At 41.2% G+C, this 19,644-nt stretch carries 14 protein-coding genes, 1 tRNA gene and 2 rRNA genes; 15 read left to right on the top strand and 2 right to left on the bottom strand.

The window, feature by feature from the left end:
• From L4C39_RS02885 to L4C39_RS02860, 6 genes are all read left to right on the top strand, one after another.
• Positions 1-271: ribosomal RNA gene (locus L4C39_RS02885) — 23S ribosomal RNA — on the top strand; the annotation flags it as partial.
• A gap of 184 nt (positions 272-455) precedes the next feature.
• Positions 456-571: ribosomal RNA gene (rrf, locus tag L4C39_RS02880) — 5S ribosomal RNA — on the top strand.
• Between the two features lie 138 nt (positions 572-709).
• Positions 710-800: transfer RNA gene (locus L4C39_RS02875), tRNA-Ser, on the top strand.
• Positions 801-1,319: 519 nt separating this feature from the next.
• Positions 1,320-2,129: a helix-turn-helix transcriptional regulator gene (locus L4C39_RS02870; protein WP_429744297.1), complete on the top strand. Its 810-nt coding sequence runs from the start codon at positions 1,320-1,322 to the stop codon at positions 2,127-2,129.
• A gap of 124 nt (positions 2,130-2,253) precedes the next feature.
• Positions 2,254-2,652 carry a DUF1090 domain-containing protein gene (locus tag L4C39_RS02865; RefSeq protein WP_113796752.1) on the top strand — a complete coding sequence of 133 codons (399 nt, stop codon included), beginning with the start codon at positions 2,254-2,256 and terminating at the stop codon, positions 2,650-2,652.
• 397 nt (positions 2,653-3,049) lie between these two features.
• Complete coding sequence (locus L4C39_RS02860; RefSeq protein WP_429744295.1) at positions 3,050-4,243, top strand: RICIN domain-containing protein; 1,194 nt, start codon at positions 3,050-3,052, stop codon at positions 4,241-4,243.
• A gap of 79 nt (positions 4,244-4,322) precedes the next feature.
• On the opposite strand, the gene L4C39_RS02855 is transcribed toward L4C39_RS02860, so the two are convergent.
• A complete protein-coding gene (locus L4C39_RS02855) occupies positions 4,323-5,096 on the bottom strand; it encodes a type 2 periplasmic-binding domain-containing protein (protein ID WP_113796756.1) in 774 nt (257 codons plus the stop codon).
• A gap of 430 nt (positions 5,097-5,526) precedes the next feature.
• On the opposite strand from L4C39_RS02855, the gene L4C39_RS02850 reads away from it, so the two are divergent.
• From L4C39_RS02850 to L4C39_RS02825, 6 genes are all read left to right on the top strand, one after another.
• Positions 5,527-7,161 (top strand): ABC transporter substrate-binding protein, encoded by a 1,635-nt coding sequence (locus tag L4C39_RS02850; protein ID WP_429744293.1) that lies wholly within the window; start codon positions 5,527-5,529, stop codon positions 7,159-7,161.
• Positions 7,162-7,218: 57 nt separating this feature from the next.
• Entirely contained in the window at positions 7,219-8,193 is a 975-nt protein-coding gene (locus L4C39_RS02845; protein ID WP_017052031.1) for an ABC transporter permease, read from the top strand.
• 53 nt (positions 8,194-8,246) lie between these two features.
• Entirely contained in the window at positions 8,247-9,194 is a 948-nt protein-coding gene (locus tag L4C39_RS02840; protein ID WP_390903271.1) for an ABC transporter permease, read from the top strand.
• Positions 9,191-10,144: an ABC transporter ATP-binding protein gene (locus L4C39_RS02835; protein WP_171755689.1), complete on the top strand. Its 954-nt coding sequence runs from the start codon at positions 9,191-9,193 to the stop codon at positions 10,142-10,144. Before L4C39_RS02840 ends, L4C39_RS02835 begins: the two co-directional genes overlap by 4 nt.
• Positions 10,145-10,154: 10 nt before the next feature.
• Positions 10,155-11,153 (top strand): ABC transporter ATP-binding protein, encoded by a 999-nt coding sequence (locus L4C39_RS02830; protein WP_429744290.1) that lies wholly within the window; start codon positions 10,155-10,157, stop codon positions 11,151-11,153.
• A gap of 143 nt (positions 11,154-11,296) precedes the next feature.
• Positions 11,297-14,746 (top strand): hypothetical protein, encoded by a 3,450-nt coding sequence (locus L4C39_RS02825; RefSeq protein ID WP_429744288.1) that lies wholly within the window; start codon positions 11,297-11,299, stop codon positions 14,744-14,746.
• Positions 14,747-14,901: 155 nt separating this feature from the next.
• Here L4C39_RS02825 and L4C39_RS02820 read toward each other — a convergent pair whose 3' ends face one another.
• On the bottom strand, positions 14,902-15,897 hold the full coding sequence (locus L4C39_RS02820) for a LacI family DNA-binding transcriptional regulator (RefSeq protein ID WP_429744286.1): 996 nt from the start codon (positions 15,895-15,897) through the stop codon (positions 14,902-14,904).
• A gap of 412 nt (positions 15,898-16,309) precedes the next feature.
• Between L4C39_RS02820 and L4C39_RS02815 the strand changes: the two genes are divergently transcribed.
• From L4C39_RS02815 to L4C39_RS02805, 3 genes are all read left to right on the top strand, one after another.
• Complete coding sequence (locus L4C39_RS02815) at positions 16,310-16,438, top strand: hypothetical protein (RefSeq protein WP_429744284.1); 129 nt, start codon at positions 16,310-16,312, stop codon at positions 16,436-16,438.
• Between the two features lie 115 nt (positions 16,439-16,553).
• Positions 16,554-18,407 (top strand): glycoside hydrolase family 17 protein, encoded by a 1,854-nt coding sequence (locus L4C39_RS02810; protein WP_429744282.1) that lies wholly within the window; start codon positions 16,554-16,556, stop codon positions 18,405-18,407.
• An 82-nt stretch (positions 18,408-18,489) separates the two neighbouring features.
• Positions 18,490-19,515 (top strand): glycoside hydrolase family 16 protein, encoded by a 1,026-nt coding sequence (locus L4C39_RS02805; RefSeq protein WP_429744280.1) that lies wholly within the window; start codon positions 18,490-18,492, stop codon positions 19,513-19,515.
• The last annotated feature ends 129 nt before the right edge of the window (positions 19,516-19,644 follow it).

The following is a 19,644-nucleotide window of genomic DNA, read 5'->3' as shown; positions in this document are numbered from 1 at the left end:
GATTGAAGGGGGCTGCTCCTAGTACGAGAGGACCGGAGTGGACGAACCTCTGGTGTTCGGGTTGTCACGCCAGTGGCATTGCCCGGTAGCTAAGTTCGGAATCGATAAGCGCTGAAAGCATCTAAGCGCGAAGCGAGCCCTGAGATGAGTCTTCCCTGGCACTTTAAGTGCCCTAAAGGGTTGTTCAAGACTAGAACGTTGATAGGCAGGGTGTGTAAGTGCTGCGAGGCATTGAGCTAACCTGTACTAATTGCCCGTGAGGCTTAACCATACAACACCCAAGGGGTTTTGATGGACTCAATACCAATTTGTTTCCGCTTTTAAAAAGCAGAAGCAAAACAAGAAACACTTGAATGAGTTTAGAGACTTTTAATTGCTCTATTAAATAGAGAAACAGCTTTCCGAATTATTTTACCTTTAGCTTTTTTAAAAGCTGAAAGTAGAAAAAGAATTTGCTTGGCGACCATAGCGTTGCGGACCCACCTGACTCCATGCCGAACTCAGAAGTGAAACGCAGTAGCGCCGATGGTAGTGTGGGGTTTCCCCATGTGAGAGTAGGACATCGCCAGGCTCCTATTCGTTTTTATCTCTTTATAAAAAAGATAAAAGCAAAAAAGTTTTTAGATTTACCTTTACATTTAAGGAAGCCTAAAAACAAAAACTAGATAATAAGCATCTTAGATAAGGCTTATATTTAGTAAAAATTTGTGGAGGGATGGCTGAGTGGTCGAAAGCACCGGTCTTGAAAACCGGCAACCGTTAATAGCGGTTCTAGGGTTCAAATCCCTATCCCTCCACCACTTTTAAAGATTAAACCGCTGTTTTTACAGCGGTTTTTTCGTATCTAGAGCTTCGAAACTTGTCCTGTTTCGCAAGAACGCACTGTGATAATCCCAAAGCGTTTCAATTCTCTCCAACCCGTGAACGAAAAATCGCTTGCCTGAGAAATATCGAACAGGTTCAATTACTTCATACTCTTTTCGACAGAGCCAAGATGCGACATTAAGCTTTGTCGAGTTCAAATCTGTTTTTATACAGATCTCCTGCGTTATGATACGGCTTGGCCAGAAGATTGTTATTGTGACGTTTTGGTGATGTTCTAGACGCCTGTCACTGTAAGTGGGAAATAAACCCAGCGCTTACTCATTCCGCCATACCAAAGTCAATGAAATACAAGAGGCTAACATTGAAGAGCATGCGGTTGTCCAGCTTGTCGGGCATAAGCACAATGCGATGATCTTCTGATTTGCCTTAGTCTCAAAATAAGCTAACTTATATTTAAGACACTGCACTAATAATTAGTTGATAATAGGCACTAAATGAATCGAAATGACTTTCCAAATGAACTAAAAAGGTTGCGTGAAGAACGGGACTTATCCCAAGAAGATTTGGCAAGCTTGCTTGCGTGTTCACATAGGGTTTTTGATGGTGTAAACCAAGTTATGATTAGCAAATGGGAAAGAGGTGAAACCAAAACGAGCTTACTCAGGCGTTTAGGTATCTCTAATTTTCTCTCTCAACACTATGAATATGATCCAAAAGAAACAGAAGTAATTTCACCTTCCGTGAAACTTAGCGAAATTCCTGTTAATCAAGATATATCATACAGTTACGTAATAGATAGTATTGACTCCCATACGATAAAAACCATTCCTAGTGACTCTTGGAATGACATATTATCGATTCACTCAAAGTTGTATGCAGTAGATTTTTTGAAATTTTACAAGGCAGAGCACCTATCAGTTGACAACCTTGTGATTCACATCTTTTACTGTAAAGGGTTGATGGTAGGTCATATTGTTTATGATAAAAAGACCAGTATGCTTTTGAGTGTTGGCTCTATTAGCTTATCGATCAGGCAGCAGGTGCTTCAGTATATGGCTGAATGTATGGCTAAGAAGTCGCTCATTATTCCCGTTCATGATCCTGCAATGGCACAATTCCTTTATGATTTATACTTGGAACCTAAACGATCAATGTTTGGTTTGTTCCTTTTTACAGTAGATTTTGCCTCTCTTGTCAGCAACCCCTTTTATCAAAACGTATCGGAAGTGGGCGATCAATCATTCAGGTATTTCCGATATTTTAGTCAAAAGATAAAAAAGAAAAGTATCGAATTCATACTATAAATAATTCACGAACTCGACCATATATCATCTGTATATTTTTAACTACAAAACAATATAGCCACCTAAACTCAGTACCTGTAAATTCCGGCTCTGAATCTTACTCAATCTGAAATAGGCTATTACTATGTTACGCAATAACATCAAATTATTGTTATCTATCTTCTTTTTTCTTCCTATATCTGCATTTGCTTCTGATTGTTCAGAAAAAATAGGCTGCGATAAAAAGGCATGTATCATTCAAGCTAAAATGGACATTGCCAAATTAAATGGACATGACAATAAACTTGCCGGATTGAAGAATGCTTTAGATCACGTCAATGATTACTGTACTAATGATGATTTGAAGGATGAATTACTTGAAAAGCTTCAGGATTCTGAAAGCGATCTCAGAGAGTATCGCTCTGAACTTGAAGAAGCCCATTCTTATGAAGAAGAAGATAAGATCCTAAAGTACCAAAGAAAAATCGAAGAAGAGCAACGTGAAATCAAAGTAATTGAAAGAGAGCTATCGTTTTTGAAATAGAGTTTCTTCAGGCAAGACAAAAGCTCCATGTTATTACGCAATTTGCACTCCAGTGAAGCGGAACAACGGTGATGTTCCGCTTTGTTTCTCATGTGAACATTATTGTCTTAGTTTAACCAGACGATACACCCCGAATCGGCAGAAAAATCCTGATCATGTGTGATGAGAATGAAACCTCCTCGGTAAGCATTCAATGCTTGAGTGAGCATGATTGATTCCGACACGCCTCTAACGTCGCGAGTGTACTCTCGGAGCTATGGACAAGCGATTCAGTGGTTGTAACGCATTGATCAAACATCATTTTATTGGGTACAGTCTCAAACAATTTATAGCCAGTGATAGTTTTGTAGTTTATATAGCGTACGATGAACCTTAACAAGTAATAAGCAAAGGTGTAATGATGCGTTCAAATTATTCTCTATTATCGATTATGGTGTTTTCTTCTATAAGTTCAATAGCTTATGCGAGTGAATTTAGCGAAGTTGCACTTCCTAGTCACTTTTACTTACAGCAGGAAAACCAAAATGGTCTGTGTTTACAGCCACGTTCATCACTTAATGTTGCTTCCAGATTATCACTGAATAGCTGTGATACTGAAGATCAAACCTCTGGGGCTAACCAAGTTTTCATGTTTGATACGGATACTGGCAATATCAGACTGCAACAAGATGCCAATATTTGCTTAGGTGTTAATGCGACTGCTCAGGGGGCAGATTTAATGCTGCAACTGTGCGAGAGCAACCAACCTATGCAAAGTTTTGTCTATACGACTCAGCACCAAGTTCAAATCAATGGTAAACCAGATTTTTGCTTATCTTCAGGGCGACAAAATCATCCGACAGAAAGAGCTGAACTATGGCGATGTGATGGTAGTGAAGATCAAGTGTGGCTAAGTCAAAAAGATGAGAAATTGCTTTCCAAAATAGACTTTTCAACGCTGCCTATCGAGTTCACTTTTGATATTGATACCGATCTGGATGGTGTTTCAGAGGCCGTTCCTTATTGGCAAACTGATATTTATGCGTTCAATGCTTTCAACTTTGCATTACAAGCATATAGCGGAATGAACCAAGACAGATTAGATGCGTTAGAAGTGGTATTACCGCGCATTCAACGAATCATGAGAACGCCAAAATTTAAGACACTTTTGCTTTCTAATCAACAGATCATCGATAAGGGGCTCGTGAAACCAATAGAGGTATGGCGCGATATTCAAGGGCAGAGTAAGCCTATGTATATCAAAGGGGTAGTGCGAAATGGTTCGACAGGTGCTGCAAACAATACGTATATCTCCCTATCTTTAGGCCGTTACCAAATTTTGATTGATGGTGCTGAAAGCAATTACGAGAATGTGAAGACAGCCGTAGGAACTCTTACACATGAATACACGCATGTCATTGGCTATGCGCACGATACAAAGGTTCCATACGCAATGACGTATAAGTTTGGCGAGATATACTCACCAAAAAATTGGGGTTATTCCACTATTGAACTTTCTAGCTACCCAGGAGTAATTGATAATTTGACACTTCAGCAGATGGCGATTCCAGATGGCTCTGGGACAGAGAAGTTCTCTTTAAGAGCCAAGTAGAGCCTTTTATATAATTACGTTACTCATTCGATACTTTCAATATGGTGTTCCTTAGCTGCTTTGATTAACTGAAAACTGATTATCTGAAAGTATCGAGTATGGGTGTAATGTGCGGAAGAAAGTGCGCTGGTAAGGATGGATTTGATAGCTGAAAGAACCTTCGTTTAGATAGATTCATATTCTCGATTACCTTCCCGTAGTGTTTATCAAAAATAGCATCAAACTGGCCATTGTTTTGTGTAATTTTTATCCTGTCGGTTAATGCTTCAAGTAAGTCAGTACGTTGAGGGTGTATATAAAAAACCAGTGGCATTGGGTAGTAGAGTGCCACCTTTTTATCGATAGTTAACCCTCCTAAGTGTTGAGCGTGCTGATCGAAAACATGCTCTACTTCATTTGCCCCTAATGAGACATAGTCACACAACCCCTGTTTTAAATAGCGAAAGACATCTTCTAGTTCTCCCTTTTCTAAAACTTGATAGTGATTGGCTCGGAAGAGATCAGCATCAGCCCAAGTATTAGGTATTCCCGCGATTAAACCCTTGAGAGTTTCCTCGTCAATATCATGGAATTTTGCTCTATCTTGATCGCGAATGATAAGGATTCGGCAGCCAAGCAGTCCTTTGCACAGAGGCTCAGCTAACTCTAGAAACGTGTTTGGCATAAACTTTTGGTTTCCTGCTACGGTGACTAATACATCTGTCCCTGTATTGAATATATTACCTTCATCTTCTGCGCTAGGATAATTGGTATTGTCACAATCTATCTTATTGTTATTGAACAACATTTCTATTATATCTAACTCGTATAGCTGTCGAGATTTCGACTTGTTACCGTTCCAGAATTTGATCATGGAAAACCTCTTTTTATCATTAACTAACCACTCACTGATATGTTACTTCACCAAACAAGAAAAGAAAGCGCTTTCTTTTTGAGTTCGGTGATTGATCCTGGTTAATTGTCTTTGCTGTGACTGTGAGGCTTTATTGAGAGTAATAGCAGGGAAATTGATATTAAAGATATGAGCTTAAGCAGTATCTTTTTTTTGAGTATAAATAGCACGATAATTAATATTTATATTATTGTTTTTATTGAGTTAAATGGTGAATTAATCAGTATCATCGGTATCGGATATAACTGAATGAAAGTTTCGTAGCGATATATAATCTGTGATCCATAATTCATTTCCTACTTTTGAACATTGCTGAATAGTAAAAACCTTATATTATGAACTCAAAAGAAAGCGCTTTCTTGAAACCAATTATCATTCTAAGGACTACGTGATGCACAAGAAAACTTTACTCGCTTCACTCGCTGCTGGGGCTCTATTCGCAACTTCAGTACAAGCTGCCGGTATTAAGCAGGGAGGAACGTTAACAGTTCCAATCATTAATACAGGCTTTGTAGAGAACTTTAACCCGTATACGACTAAGGATTTGTTACACGGTGTAATGTTTGAGCCGTTACTTGTGTTTAACAACATGACAGGTAAAACAGATTACCGTTTGGCTGAGTCTGCCGTGTATTCTGATGATCTAAAAACGCTGACACTTACTTTACGTCCTGATCTTAAATGGTCTGACGGAACTAAGTTAACGGCTGAAGATGTGGCATTTAGTTTCATGCTAACAAAGGATGCTCCTGCATTTGACCAAAAAGGTATTTGGTCAGCGAAGAACCTTCAGACAATTGAAGCCGCAGATGATCGCACTGTCGTCTTTAACCTGAATGAAGCGGATTCTACCTTTGTATGGAACCTTGAGCGCTACCATATCGTACCTAAGCATGTTTGGTCAAAAGTGTCTGACGTAACAACGTTCATGAACCTTAACCCTGTTGGCAGCGGCCCTATGACGGCAGTTAAATACATCAAGCCGCAACAGATGGAACTGTGTCGAAACCCTAATTACTACCTTGAAGGTCGTCCATACTTGGATTGTGTTAACTTCCGTTCTTATAACGATAACTCACAAATCCAACCAGCCTTGATCAAAGGTGAGATCGATTGGGGTTCAAACTTTATCGCCGATGTTGAATCAACATTTGTTGAAAAAGATAAAGCCAATAACCACTTCTGGTACCCAGCGAATGATGCAATTCACCTTTATGTGAATACTAAAGAAGCACCATTTGATGACCTACGTGTTCGCCAAGCCCTTTCAATGGCACTAGATCGTGAAGCGATCGTTGATATTGCCGCTTATGGTTACCCAACACCAAACTTCAATGCGGGTGGTATTGGTGAGTTATATGAGACTCATATTGATAAAAAAATAAGCAATAAGTACGCGTACTTAACACAATATGATGCAAAGAAAGCGAAATCACTATTAGATGCCGCAGGTCTTGTTGATAAAGATGGAGATGGTTTCCGAGATCAAAAAGATGGTTCAGCGCTAGAGTTTGATATCGAAGTAGTAAGTGGCTGGACTGATTGGATCCAAGTGGTTCAAATGGTGACAGAGTACTATGAAGAAGTGGGCGTGAAAGCGAACATTAAAACCGTAGATTGGTCTGTGTATGACAGCAACTTGAAAGACAGTAAATACAAAATGTCGATCAACTGGTCAATGGTTGCGACTAACCCGATTCTTGCATATCAAGAGTACTTCACAACATCTCGTATTGGTAAAACTTGGCACGCTGGTCACGGTGTAAACTCACCAAAAATCGATGCGCTGATTGAAAGCTTTGGTAAAACAGGTGATGTTCAGAAACAAGAAGAGATCCTAAGTGAACTACAAGAATTTACGGCAGAAAACTTACCGTTTATTCCATTGTTCTCTAACCCAACGTGGTTCCAATACAGCACGCAGAAGATCGTCGGCTGGCCAAGTGAAAAAAATCCATATGTTCAACCAGTATGGTATGACGGTGGTAAGCGAGTCATTATTCTTAATAACTTGCACCTTAAGTAAATAATATGTAGTGGAGCTATAATCATGAATTATAGCTCCTAGGTTAAAAGATTTATTATGTCGTTTTTAGTTCGCCGTTTTGGTTTTTATTTTACAGCTTTCCTTATCGCTATCTCTTTCAACTTTATGTTGCCACGTTTAATGCCTGGCGATCCTGTGGATGCTCTTTTCGCTGCTGCACAAGGTCGTATGGATCCAGCTCAAATGGATGCAGTGCGAGAAATGTACGGATTCGTCGATGGGAATGTTTTTGAACAGTACATCGCTTATATCAAAAGTGTGTTTACTCTTGATCTTGGCCCTTCAATTTTAATGTTTCCTGTAAGCGTTACCGATGTATTAGCCATGGCTCTGCCTTGGACAATGTTTCTCGCGTTAGGCTCATTAATTGTGGCATTGATTATTGGGGTAAGTATTGGTACTTACGCATCGTATAGACGTGAAGGTTTTTTTGGCCAAGTGGTACCGCCAGTGTTGGCCTTTATCAGTAACTTCCCTTACATAGTAACGGCTCTTTTACTGTTCTATTTCTTTGGTTTAAAACTTGAACTACTACCGTTGGCATATACGTATGACCCAGCGCTAGAGCCAGGGTTTACTTTCGAATTTATTGCCAGTGTCGCCAAGCATGCCATCCTTCCTGTGGGTTCAATGGTGGTGGTGGGTATTTCGACTTGGGTTTTCAATATGCGAAATGCCATGATTAACGTATTGGGAGAAGATTACGTCACCATGGCTGAAGCAAAGGGCCTGAGTAGTTTCCGAGTCATGTACCGTTATGCAGGTCGCAATGCCATATTGCCTGTTGCAACCGCTATTGCGATGGCGATTGGTTTCTCATTCGCTGGCTCCATTATGACCGAAGTCGTATTTAACTATCAGGGGTTGGGGAACATCTTGCTGAAAGGCATCGTGGCCCGAGATTATCCACTGATTCAAGCTATTCTTCTCATTTTAGTTTCTGCGGTTTTGACTGCTAACTTCATCGCCGACCTATTGTACGTTTGGCTCGATCCACGAATTTCTAACTAAGGTGCATCATGGATAATTTAATTGACGCTCAAAAATGTTCGAATCAGCCTCATATGCCTGTTCGTGAACCTAAGTTCTCATGGAAAAATATTAAGCAAATATTTGGTAAAGCGTACGCATTTTTCTACGGTAACCCACCCGCGATTATTGGTGGATTGTTACTCACCATTGTCCTAATGGGAGCCGTATTTGCACCTGTTTTAGCGACACATAACCCGGAAAAGCGTGTGGCAAGACCTCATATTGCGCCAAGTTCGGAGCACTTTCTAGGAAGTACCCGTAGCGGACGTGATGTTTATAGCCAAGTGTTATATGGAGCAAGAAAGTCACTTACTGTCGCAATATCGGCGGGTGTGATCGCAATGACTATCGCCGTGCTGGTTGGCGTTACATCAGGCTATTTAGGTGGGAAAATTGATGATCGTTTGAACTTCATTACAAACGTATTCTTAGTGTTTCCTCAATTGCCATTATTGATAGTCCTTGCTGCTTTCTTAGGGCAAGTCGGGTCGCTGGTGATAACCGTGTTGCTCGGGATAACCTCCTGGCCTTGGGGGGCAAGGGTAATACGTTCACAAACCATGGCGATTCGTAGTAAAGAGTTCATCATCTCTGCGGAAGTAATGGGTGAATCAAAGATTCGTATTATCTTGGTCGAAATTTTACCAAACCTTGTGTCAATCGTATTTGGTGGCTTCTTAGGTACCGTGATTTATGCCATGGGCTCAGAAGCAGGTTTAGGTATTTTAGGCTTAGGCGACGCAACAGAAGTAAGTTGGGGCTCGATGCTGTATTGGGCGCAAACGTCGTCATCTCTTTACACTGGCGCATGGTGGGAAATGCTGGTTCCTGCACTCGCACTTGCGATTACAGGCGGTGCTTTGGCATTGATTAATATGTCAATCGACCAAGTCAGTAACCCTAAACTACGTACCGGCCCACACATCAAACTGTGGCACAAACTGAAAAAAGAAGCTGACATTCGTCGAGGTTTAAGATGAGTAACGTATTAGAAATTAACAACCTTTGCGTTGATTATGTATCACCCAATGGTGTTGCGCGAGCGGTAAACAACGTCAGTATTTCTATTGCTCCCGGTGAAACTCTGGGTATTGCAGGGGAGTCTGGTTGTGGAAAAAGTACTCTAGCATTTGCGATTGCACGTTTACACAAAGCACCAGCTTTAATCTCTGAGGGTGAAATCCTTTATAAAGGGATAGACATCTTAAAGATGAGTGACAAACAGTTACGCGACTTCCGTTGGAATGATGTCTCAGTGGTATTTCAAAGTGCCATGAACTCACTTAACCCAGTGATTTCGATTGGTGAACAGCTAACGGATGTGATTTTAGCTCACCGTAAGATCCCATACAAAGAAGCGCATGATCGTGGTGTTGAGTTACTCAATGTTGTCGGTATTCATGGCGACCGTATGTCGAGCTTTCCGCACCAATTGAGTGGTGGTATGCGCCAACGTGTGGTGATTGCTATTGCACTCGCATTAGAGCCAAAGCTGATCATTATGGATGAACCAACAACGGCTTTAGATGTGGTTGTTGAGCGTGAAATTTTGAATGAGCTATATGAGCTTAAAGAAAAATTTGGCTTCTCTATTCTGTTCATTAGCCATGACTTAAGTTTGATGGGTGAAATTGCCGATCGAATTGGAGTGATGTATGCAGGTAACTTAATTGAGTTAGGTGATGCAAAAACAGTGTTCAGCGAACCCAAACATCCTTACACCAAAGGGTTGATCTCTTCATTCCCAACAATTCATGGTCCAAAAGAGCGGTTATTTGGTATTCCTGGAAACCCTGTGAATCTACTTAATATACCGGAAGGGTGTAACTTCCAAGAGCGCTGCACGGAATGTGTTCAACTGTGTAGCAAGAGCGAACCAAGCTTGGGTGAGATTGCAAGCGGTCACCACGTATCTTGTCATTTAGTGTGAGGGAATGAAAATGAACACCACCAAAACAGTAGACAATACCAACAATAAAGATGTGATTTTGTCGGTAAAAAACTTGGTTAAAGATTTTCCTCTTGGTCAATCAGTGAAAAGTAACCTGATGCGAGCGGTCAATGATGTGTCATTTGATCTACGTAAAGGTGAAGCACTGGCTATCGTAGGGGAGTCAGGCTCAGGAAAAAGTACTGGCGCACGGATTTTAACGCGAATCTACGATAAGACCGCTGGCGATATCCACTTTAAAGGCCAACCTCTTGCTGATTACATTGACGAGAATGGTGAGATTGAGTACGCACGTCAGGTACAGATGATCTTCCAAGACCCGTTCGGTTCTCTTAATCCTGTACACACGATTTATCATCATATTGCTCGTCCACTGCTGATTCATAAGCGAGCAAAGAAAGAGGCGATTCCGCAATTAGTGTATGAGCTACTCGATATGGTTGGGCTTTCACCAGTAAAAGAGACGGCCGAAAAATATCCATTTGAGCTCAGTGGGGGTCAACGTCAACGCGTCGCAATTGCCCGTGCGATCGCGGTGAGCCCTGAAGTTATTCTAGCGGATGAGCCTATTTCGATGCTTGATGTGTCAGTGCGCTTAGGTATTTTGAATCTGATGTCAGATCTGAAAGATAAGCATGGCATCTCTTTTATGTATATCACTCACGATATTGCAACGGCACGATATTTTGCTGAAAAAACGGCCGTTATGTATGTCGGACATATGGTGGAGTGGGGAAGCAGCGACAATGTGACGCAAAATCCGCAACACCCTTATTCGCAACTATTGTTAGCCGCTGTTCCTGAAGTTGGGAATGCAGGTAAGCGCGAATTGAATGTGAAAAAAGGTGATATACCGATGTGGAAGCCAAGCAGTATTGGTTGCCCTTTTGCAACGCGTTGTCCTAAAGCGACGGAGCAGTGTACTCAAACTATTCCAGAGCCAACGAAAATTGCAGATGATCACTATGCGCGTTGCCATCACCTATAACGCTGGTGGGCTTATTTAAAAAAGCACAAAAGAAAGCGCTTTCATAATAAATTTAAACTTTTAGAATATTTGAATTACCAGTCGGTTTATAAAAACACGTTAAGCCGTGGTAATTTGAATATTCAGATATCGGAATCTGAATAATGAAACACGATTACCCTTTACAGCCTGAAGTGGAAGGTCAGTTTGTTGATCTGCTAGGCGAACGTTACTACAAAATATCTAATGTTGATCAAATGGCACCGTTTTTTATTAGCGTTGTTTCTTCGAGCGATCACTGGTTATTTATCTCTTCAACAGGCAGCTTGTCTGCGGGACGTATTCGTCCGGAGAATGCACTCTTTCCATATAAGTCAGTCGATCACATTCATGAGAGTGCTGAAAACACGGGCTCAAAAACTATCTTCCGTATTCAAGATGGAAACAAAGTTGCACTGTGGGAACCGTTTAATGTTCACCATGATGGTTTATATGAGGTAGAGCGCCACCTGTATAAAAATGCGATTGGCGATAAGCTTGTATTTGAAGAACTCAATCATAGTTTACAGTTGAAGTTTCAATACAGCTGGAACACCAGTGAGAAGTTTGGTTTTGTTCGTCGCTCTGAGTTGACAGATTTGTCTGGGGCGTCACGAAAAGTGGATGTCCTTGATGGTCTACAGAACCTTTTACCATCGGGAGCTCCGCTTAGTGCATTACAAACTCGTAGCGCATTAGTGGATGCATACAAATGGAATGAGCAGGTAGAAGGTAGCTCATTAGCGCTGTTCAGTATGTACGCGAAATTAAGTGATCGTGCCGACCCTGCTGAGTCACTGCTAGCAACAACGGTCTTTAGCTTAGATCATGATTGTAGCCAAATTCTTTTGACCAGTACGCAGTTAAATACATTCCGTAGAGGTGGGGAGATCCGTAACGAACCGCTAACGAAAGGAATTCGTGGCAGCTACCTTATCCATAAATCAATCAACCTAAAAGCCAATCAAAACAACACGTGGTCGATTGTCGCGGATATTGATAAAAATCACGCGGATGTTTGTGATTTACAAAAAGTGCTATTAGCACCGGCAACGTTAGCAATCGAGCTAGAACAGAGTATCGCAGGGAACCAACAAGAGTTAGTTAACCTGATGTCTGGTGCTGATGCGTGGCAGTTAACCGCAGATGAAAATACCAGTGTTCATCATTACGCAAATGTACTCTTTAATAATATGCGTGGTGGCGTGTTTGAAAATGGTTACATGCTTGAAAAAGCCGATGTAATCAAAACAATGCGTCGTGCAAATCAGCAAGTGTTCAGTCGTCATCAAGACTTCTTCGCACAGTTATCTGAAACGTTTACTCATGCCGAATTAGTGTCCCATGCAAAAGCAATTGGAGATGAACAGCTAGTCCGTTTGAGCTACGAATATTTACCTCTTACTTTTGGTCGTCGTCATGGTGATCCAAGCCGCCCTTGGAACCATTACGAAATTAAACTTAAAGATGAATTTGGTGAGCGTTTACTCTCTTACCAAGGTAACTGGCGCGACATATTCCAAAACTGGGAAGCGATGGCCCTAAGTTATCCTGGGTTTATTAAATCGTTTATTTCTAAGTTCGTAAATGCTTCGACACTGGATGGTTATAACCCATATCGTATTACTAAAGATGGCGTGGATTGGGAATTACTAGAAGCCGATGACCCATGGAGCAATATCGGGTATTGGGGCGATCACCAGATCATCTACTTACTCAAGTTCTTAGAATTGGCAGACAAGTTCGAGCAAAAGGATCTCCTGGAATTACTTGATAGTGATATTTTCAGCTACGCTAACGTGCCGTATGAATTGTGTGGTGTACAGGCGTTGTTTGAAAATCCAAAAGATACCGTTGATTTCAATCAAGAAAGACAAGAACTGACCGAGAAACGAGTAGAAGAGATTGGTAGCGATGGTCGCTTGATCATGAGTGGCGATAACGAAGTCTACATGGTTAACTTGATGGAAAAAGTGCTGGTTCCACTGCTGGCAAAATTGAGCAATTTGGTGCTTGATGGCGGTATTTGGCTCAATACTCAGCGCCCAGAATGGAATGATGCGAACAACGCAATTGTCGGTAACGGTTTATCGATGGTGACACTATATTACATGCGTCGTTACGTGGCATTTATGCAAAAATTACTTGAGCAGGCACCTAAATCATTCTCTATCTCAAAAGAAGTGTTTGAGTGGATGCTAGCAGTAACGAATACTTTGTCTGATGCCGCGAAAGAGATCCGCCAAGACACGGTCACTCGCCAAACGCGTAAAGCGATGCTTACTCTGCTAGAAAAATCGGCGGATGAATATCGTCAAAAAGTCTACCGAATGAACGGGTTCTCAGGAAAAACAAAAGTAGAACGATCTGCGATTGAGAAACTAATGACAGTGAGTTTACAGGTGCTTGATTCAAGTACTCAAAATAACTTACGCCAAGATGGTCTGTACAATGCTTATAACATTTTAAGCTCCTCGGCTGAAAGTCTGACCGTTGAAGAGTTGTACCCGATGCTTGAAGGACAGGTTGCTGTTCTAAGTTCGGGCGTATTATCTCCAAATCAAGCGGTTGATCTGTTAGACAAACTGTTTGCTAGCGATATGTACCGCTCGGATCAGAATAGTTTCATGCTCTATCCAGATCGTGACCTATCTTCATTCATGCAGAAAAATAGAGTGCCGAAAGAGGCGATTGAGCAAAGTAAACTTCTTCGCATGATGACTCGCACAAGTGATAAGCGCATCTTAGCTCAAGATAGCCAAGGTAATTATCACTTCAATGCGAGTTTCGAAAATAGCAGTTATTTGAAAGCCGCGCTAAATGAAGTCAAACTCGATTTCCCTACCATAAATGCTGATGAGTGGACGAACATTGAAGAGTTGTATGAACAAGTCTTCAACCACAAGGCATTTACAGGTCGCTCTGGAACCATGTTTGGCTATGAAGGATTAGGATGTATTTACTGGCATATGGTGTCAAAACTTCTGCTTGCAGTACAAGAGAACTACCAACAAGCGTGGGAGCTAGATCCGAATAGCATGGTTACTGCTAAGCTTGCTGATTATTACTATAAAGTACGAGCTGGTATTGGTTTTAACAAAACACCACAAAATTATGGCGCATTCCCAACAGACCCGTATTCACATACTCCAAAACATTCTGGCGCTCAGCAGCCAGGTATGACAGGACAAGTGAAAGAAGAAGTGATGACTCGTTTTGGTGAGTTGGGTATTGAAGTGATAAATGGCTCAATCGCGATTAAACCATCGCTTCTCGCTCGTCGTGAGTTTTTGGACAAGCCGTTTACATTTAATTGTCAGACACTGGCTGGTGATGCACAAAGTTTTGTTGTGAAAGCGGATGAATTAGCCTTCACTTATTGCCAAGTGCCATTTATCTACCAAGTGAATGAACAAAATGCCGAAGAGATAGAGGTGCATTTTGCAGATGGATCTCAGCAAAAACTGGACTCTTTATTGATTCCTGCTGAACTGAGTTCTGAGTTATTTGAGCGTTCAGATAAAATCAGTAAAGTAGTTGTGTCTATTCCAAATACGATGCTCCGTCAAAAATAGAGTGAGGTAAACTTATCCTTACTTAACACTTTGAGTTAAAAAAGGGTCCTAAGATAATACTTAGGACCCTTTTTATTTGTTCATTTTTGTCTTTGATTTCGTCTTATTTTTTCAATCCACTAATATGATGTTGATGGCAATGATCGAGTTGTGAATTATCTTTGATTAACGGAATCTCGAATGACCAGTTCAGGTGTTAGTTTGTGCTTCAGTGGGTAAGTCTGCTTATTGATAAGAGAAAGAACACCTTTAGCCGCTTCTACTCCCATTTCATGAACAGGGAAGTTAACCGTTGTTAGGCGTGGTCGAATATGTTGGCTATGAGTGTCGTTATCAAACCCAACCACCGCAATGTCCTCTCCAATTTTCAAGTGGCGCTCGGACGCAACGTCATACACAGCTAATGCAATATTATCGTTCTGGCAAAAGATGGCGCTGATCTCCGGATCTCTATCTAATAAGCGACGAGCAGCTTCATGGTTCCCTTGATGATCAAAACGACCTTCAACAATTAAGCTTGCATCATAACGGATAGAAAATTCAGACAAGGCATTTCTATAACCCTGTAGGCGATCTCGGCTATCTACTTTGCTCATTTGACCAGTAATACAGGCAACTTTGGTGTGGCCATGTTCAAGTAGATGTTTCGTTGCCAAATATCCACCCAGTTCATTATCAATGTAAATACAGCGATCTGAAATTTCAGGTATATAGCGGTTGAGGATAATCGTACTTTCACTTTTTTGAGCAATTTGGATCAGTTCATCATCGGTGAGTTGGTCGGAGTGAATGATCAATCCATCCACTTGTTTTGACTGTAGGAATCGAATTGAATCTAACTCTTTCGTTTTTGATTCTTGTCCACTTGTCACTATCAAATGAATATTGCTTTTTCGAACCGTATCTTCAGCCATGTGCATTAAAGGGCCATAGAAAGGGCCATCCAAAGAGCCCACAAGCATACCAACGCTATTTGAGCGACTCGAAGCCAACGCTTGTGCAAACGCATTAGGTTTATAGCCAAGCTGTTCGATCGCATCGAATACTTTTTTTCGATTGGCTTCTTTTACTGTTGGATGCTCATTTAACGCTCTGGAGACAGTGGATTGAGAAACTTGAGCCAGTTCAGAGACTTCTTTAATGGTGATCAATGGGAATGCCCTTATATCCTGCAAGGAGTGAAACTAAGCCTATGTTACCTTCGAGACTAGAAAGAGCATAGTGATCTGATGATCATTCTACAAAAATTCTGAACTGGGTAACGCTTAACGATGATTGTGCGCTTCAGTAACATAAAGTAAACCTATTTGACTGAGCGAAATGTGATCCACACATAAAGAAAGCGCTTGCTTGGTGTGTTTGGTCACATTTCGCTCTAAATCGTAGCTATAGAATAATTGCTAATGATAACTTACTGGTATTTAAACACTAGTTTAATATGTGGTGCTTATTTTTTATCAGTTTTTTCATTGTTTATAAATGTATATCTAACAAATTAAAGAAAGCGCTTTCTTTTGTTGGGTTCAACAAAATATATAAAAATATGATGAAGGACATATCTACATGAGAGAAAAAAAATGGAAGTTTAACAAAACTTTAGTCATGACGGCGTTAACTATTGCACTTTCAGGTTGTAGTGATGACAGCCTTGAAGATGGCTCATCGCCAAACATCCCCTTTAACGGCAAGTAATCCCGAGTACATAGAAAGTAGCGCTGGCGTAAATGGCCAGTGCTCACTTATCTCGCTTGAACGTCGACCTAATTCGGTTGATGTAACAATTCATTAAAAAAACGATGATGAAATTATGATGAATAAATTATCTTTAAAAGTTTTCTTTCTAGCTGGACTTTCGATGTTACTCGTTGCGTGCGGAAGTGATAGCAGCAATAGTAATGATAGTGATGGACAAAATGATTCTGATGGAAACACAGTACTTTCCGCACAGCCTGCACCAGTAGGGGATTTTCCTACAACGAAAAATGGTCAGGTATTACTAGGAAATCCTGACTACCCAGCCATTTCATACGGAGCGTTCAGAACAACAGAGCGTACTGAAGCGAATGTTCCAACTGTCGCTGAAATAAAAGAAGATCTACGTCTTATGGAAGCGATGGGCTTCAAATTACTACGCACGTATAACACTCAAGGTTTTAGTGATACCGCCAATTTACTTATTGCGATTGATGAGTTAATGGATGAAGACGAAACGTTTGAAATGTACGTGATGCTTGGTATTTGGATTGATGCATTGAATTCATGGACTGATCAAACACCAGATCCAACCCAGAATAATCCGGCGAACTACCTTGAAGTGGCTAAAGCCGTGGAGATGGTAAATGATTACCCAGAGATTATTAAAGTGCTTGCCGTCGGTAATGAAGCGATGGTGCATTGGGCGGGTTATCACGTTACACCAACAATCATTCTCGAACATGTGAACACACTGCAAGAGAAAAAAGCTCAGGGTGAAATTCCAGCAGATGTATGGGTAACAAGTTCAGATAATTTCGCGTCATGGTCAGGACTAGGGGATTATGATCATCCCGATCTTGCTGCTTTAGTTCAAGCTGTTGATTACGTGTCTCTCCACTCTTACCCTTTCCACGATACTCATTACGCCAACGCTTTTTGGTTAGTGCCTGAAAGTGAGCAAGGCTTAAGTCTTCTTGAGCAAGTTGATGCCGCGATGTTACGTGCCAAAGAGAACCTGTTGTCACAAATAAAACCCGCTCAAGATTATTTAGCTAGCCAAGGCGTAGTAAAACAAATTCACATTGGTGAGACGGGCTGGGCGTCAGAAACTAACGTTATGTATGGTGATGAGGGTTCTAAAGCCGCAGACGAATATAAGCAAAAAGCGTTTAATGATTTAATGCGAGAATGGTCTGATGAATTTGGCGCATCGTTATTCTTCTTCCAAGCGTTTGATGAGCCGTGGAAAGGTGATGCTGACAACACAGGTGATTCTGAAAAACACTTCGGCTTAATTGATATTAACGGCAATGCAAAATTTGCGATCTGGGATCAAGTGGATGCGGGAGCATTTCATGGGTTAACTCGTGCTGGGCTAGAGATTGTGAAAAGCCAAGGCGGTTTAGAGCAAACGGTGCTAGACAGTGTTCACGCTCCGAACCCTAAACCCGTTACTGGTGAGCCACCTGTTGGTAATGACTTTAATGTATTCGTCGATGGGAACTTACGAGCTGGCTTAGAAGCCGTTGCTTGGGAAGATACAGCTTTCCTTGAAGAAGTGGAGGGTGTATTGACATTAACGACACCACCTACGGCAGGTGTGGCTAAAGGTTGGGGCTGGGGGGCTGGTTTAGTCTTATCAGGTCAAGCGGGTGATAACCTCGTTGGTTTCGAAAATGGAACTCTCAATTTTGATATCAGAGGAACCACATCTTCAAAGGTTGTTATTGGATTCCAAACCGGTTTATATGGAAACGATGCACGTCCACAAACCAATAATGGCGTAACGTTTAATCAAGGTGATCGTTTAATCACTAACGAGTGGGTAAGTCATTCTGTTCCGGTATCAGAGCTAATGAATGGTAGCCCGGACTTTACCGATGTGACCTCTTTACTGTATTTCAGCGGAACTACAGATATTGATGGCGGTATCGTAGACGTTCGTAATGTGGTTTATCAAAAGTAATCAATGTCACTAAATCAATGGCAGTGGCTCTCACTGCCATTATCTATATCTGCATAAAAAACTGAATCAGTGGATGATGTCAATGCTCTCTATTTTATGTTCAAAAAAAATTTGGCTTATAGTCAGTGCTTCCTTTTTATTTACCGCTCCAGCCTTTGCTGGTTGGGAAGTGCAATGGATCGATAAATTTGATGGCGACGGGGTGAACTGGGACAACTGGACCGCACAAACAAAAGCCAATTATAACAATGAAGTACAATGTTATACCGATGATGATTTTTCAGATGCTCGGAATTACGATGTATCGGATGGCACACTAAAAATTATTGCTCGTAAGAAAACTCAGAATTGCGCCACGCTTGGTGGGCAACAAAAAACGTGGACGTCTGGTCGTTTAAATTCAAAAGATAAGCAAGAATTTCAATATGGTCGAATTGAATCAAGGATCCGTTTTCATAATTTAGAAGCGGGATCTTGGCCTGCATTTTGGTTGCTGGAAAATCGAATTGCGCAGCAGCCAAACAAAGGTGATAACGATTTTTCTCATTGGCCAAGCGCAGGAGCGGGAGAGATTGATGTATGGGAGTGGTTTTCGAATCAGCCTAGTTCTTACATCACCAACTTTTTTAATACATCTGGTTGTGGCAGTGAATATCGCTACACATACCCAAATGGTGCTCAGGATGTGCTTGATTGGCATAGCTACGCCATGGAGTGGAGTGTTAACAAGATCGATTTCTTTATCGATGAGCATTTGGTTGTTAGCCAAGATTTAAGGAGTTGTACTCAGTATCAAGAGCCGATGTTTGCACTGCTTAATGTCGCAATGGGCGGGATGTTAGGAGGGGTGATTGATCCCAATTTGCAACAGGTTAATATGGAAGTGGATTATATTGCGCACTGCAAAGTGACGTCCATAAATGACGAACAATACTGCAATGAATCTACGAGTGCTGGCGATGATAGCAGTGATGACACAGGAGGCGATACGTCAACACCGAGTAATGCAGGAAGTTCGGCTGGGAGCAGTTCGATATGGATGATGATCAGCTTGTTATTGATGAATACTTGGCGCAGACGAGACGGCTTTTCTGGACGTAAAGGTTAGACATGAATCGATGAGTGTTACTTTCTGTAGCGCATTTTCCAACTCATGTGAGTGCGTATTATTTATTTGAATATGTGAACCTCAAAAAGAAAGCGCTTTCTTTTTATGATCGTCATCGCTTTTTCATTG

The sequence above is a fragment of the Vibrio clamense genome (genome assembly GCF_050337905.1).
GTDB classification, from domain to species: domain Bacteria; phylum Pseudomonadota; class Gammaproteobacteria; order Enterobacterales; family Vibrionaceae; genus Vibrio; species Vibrio cortegadensis.
This window is presented reverse-complemented; position numbering and strand designations above follow the sequence as displayed.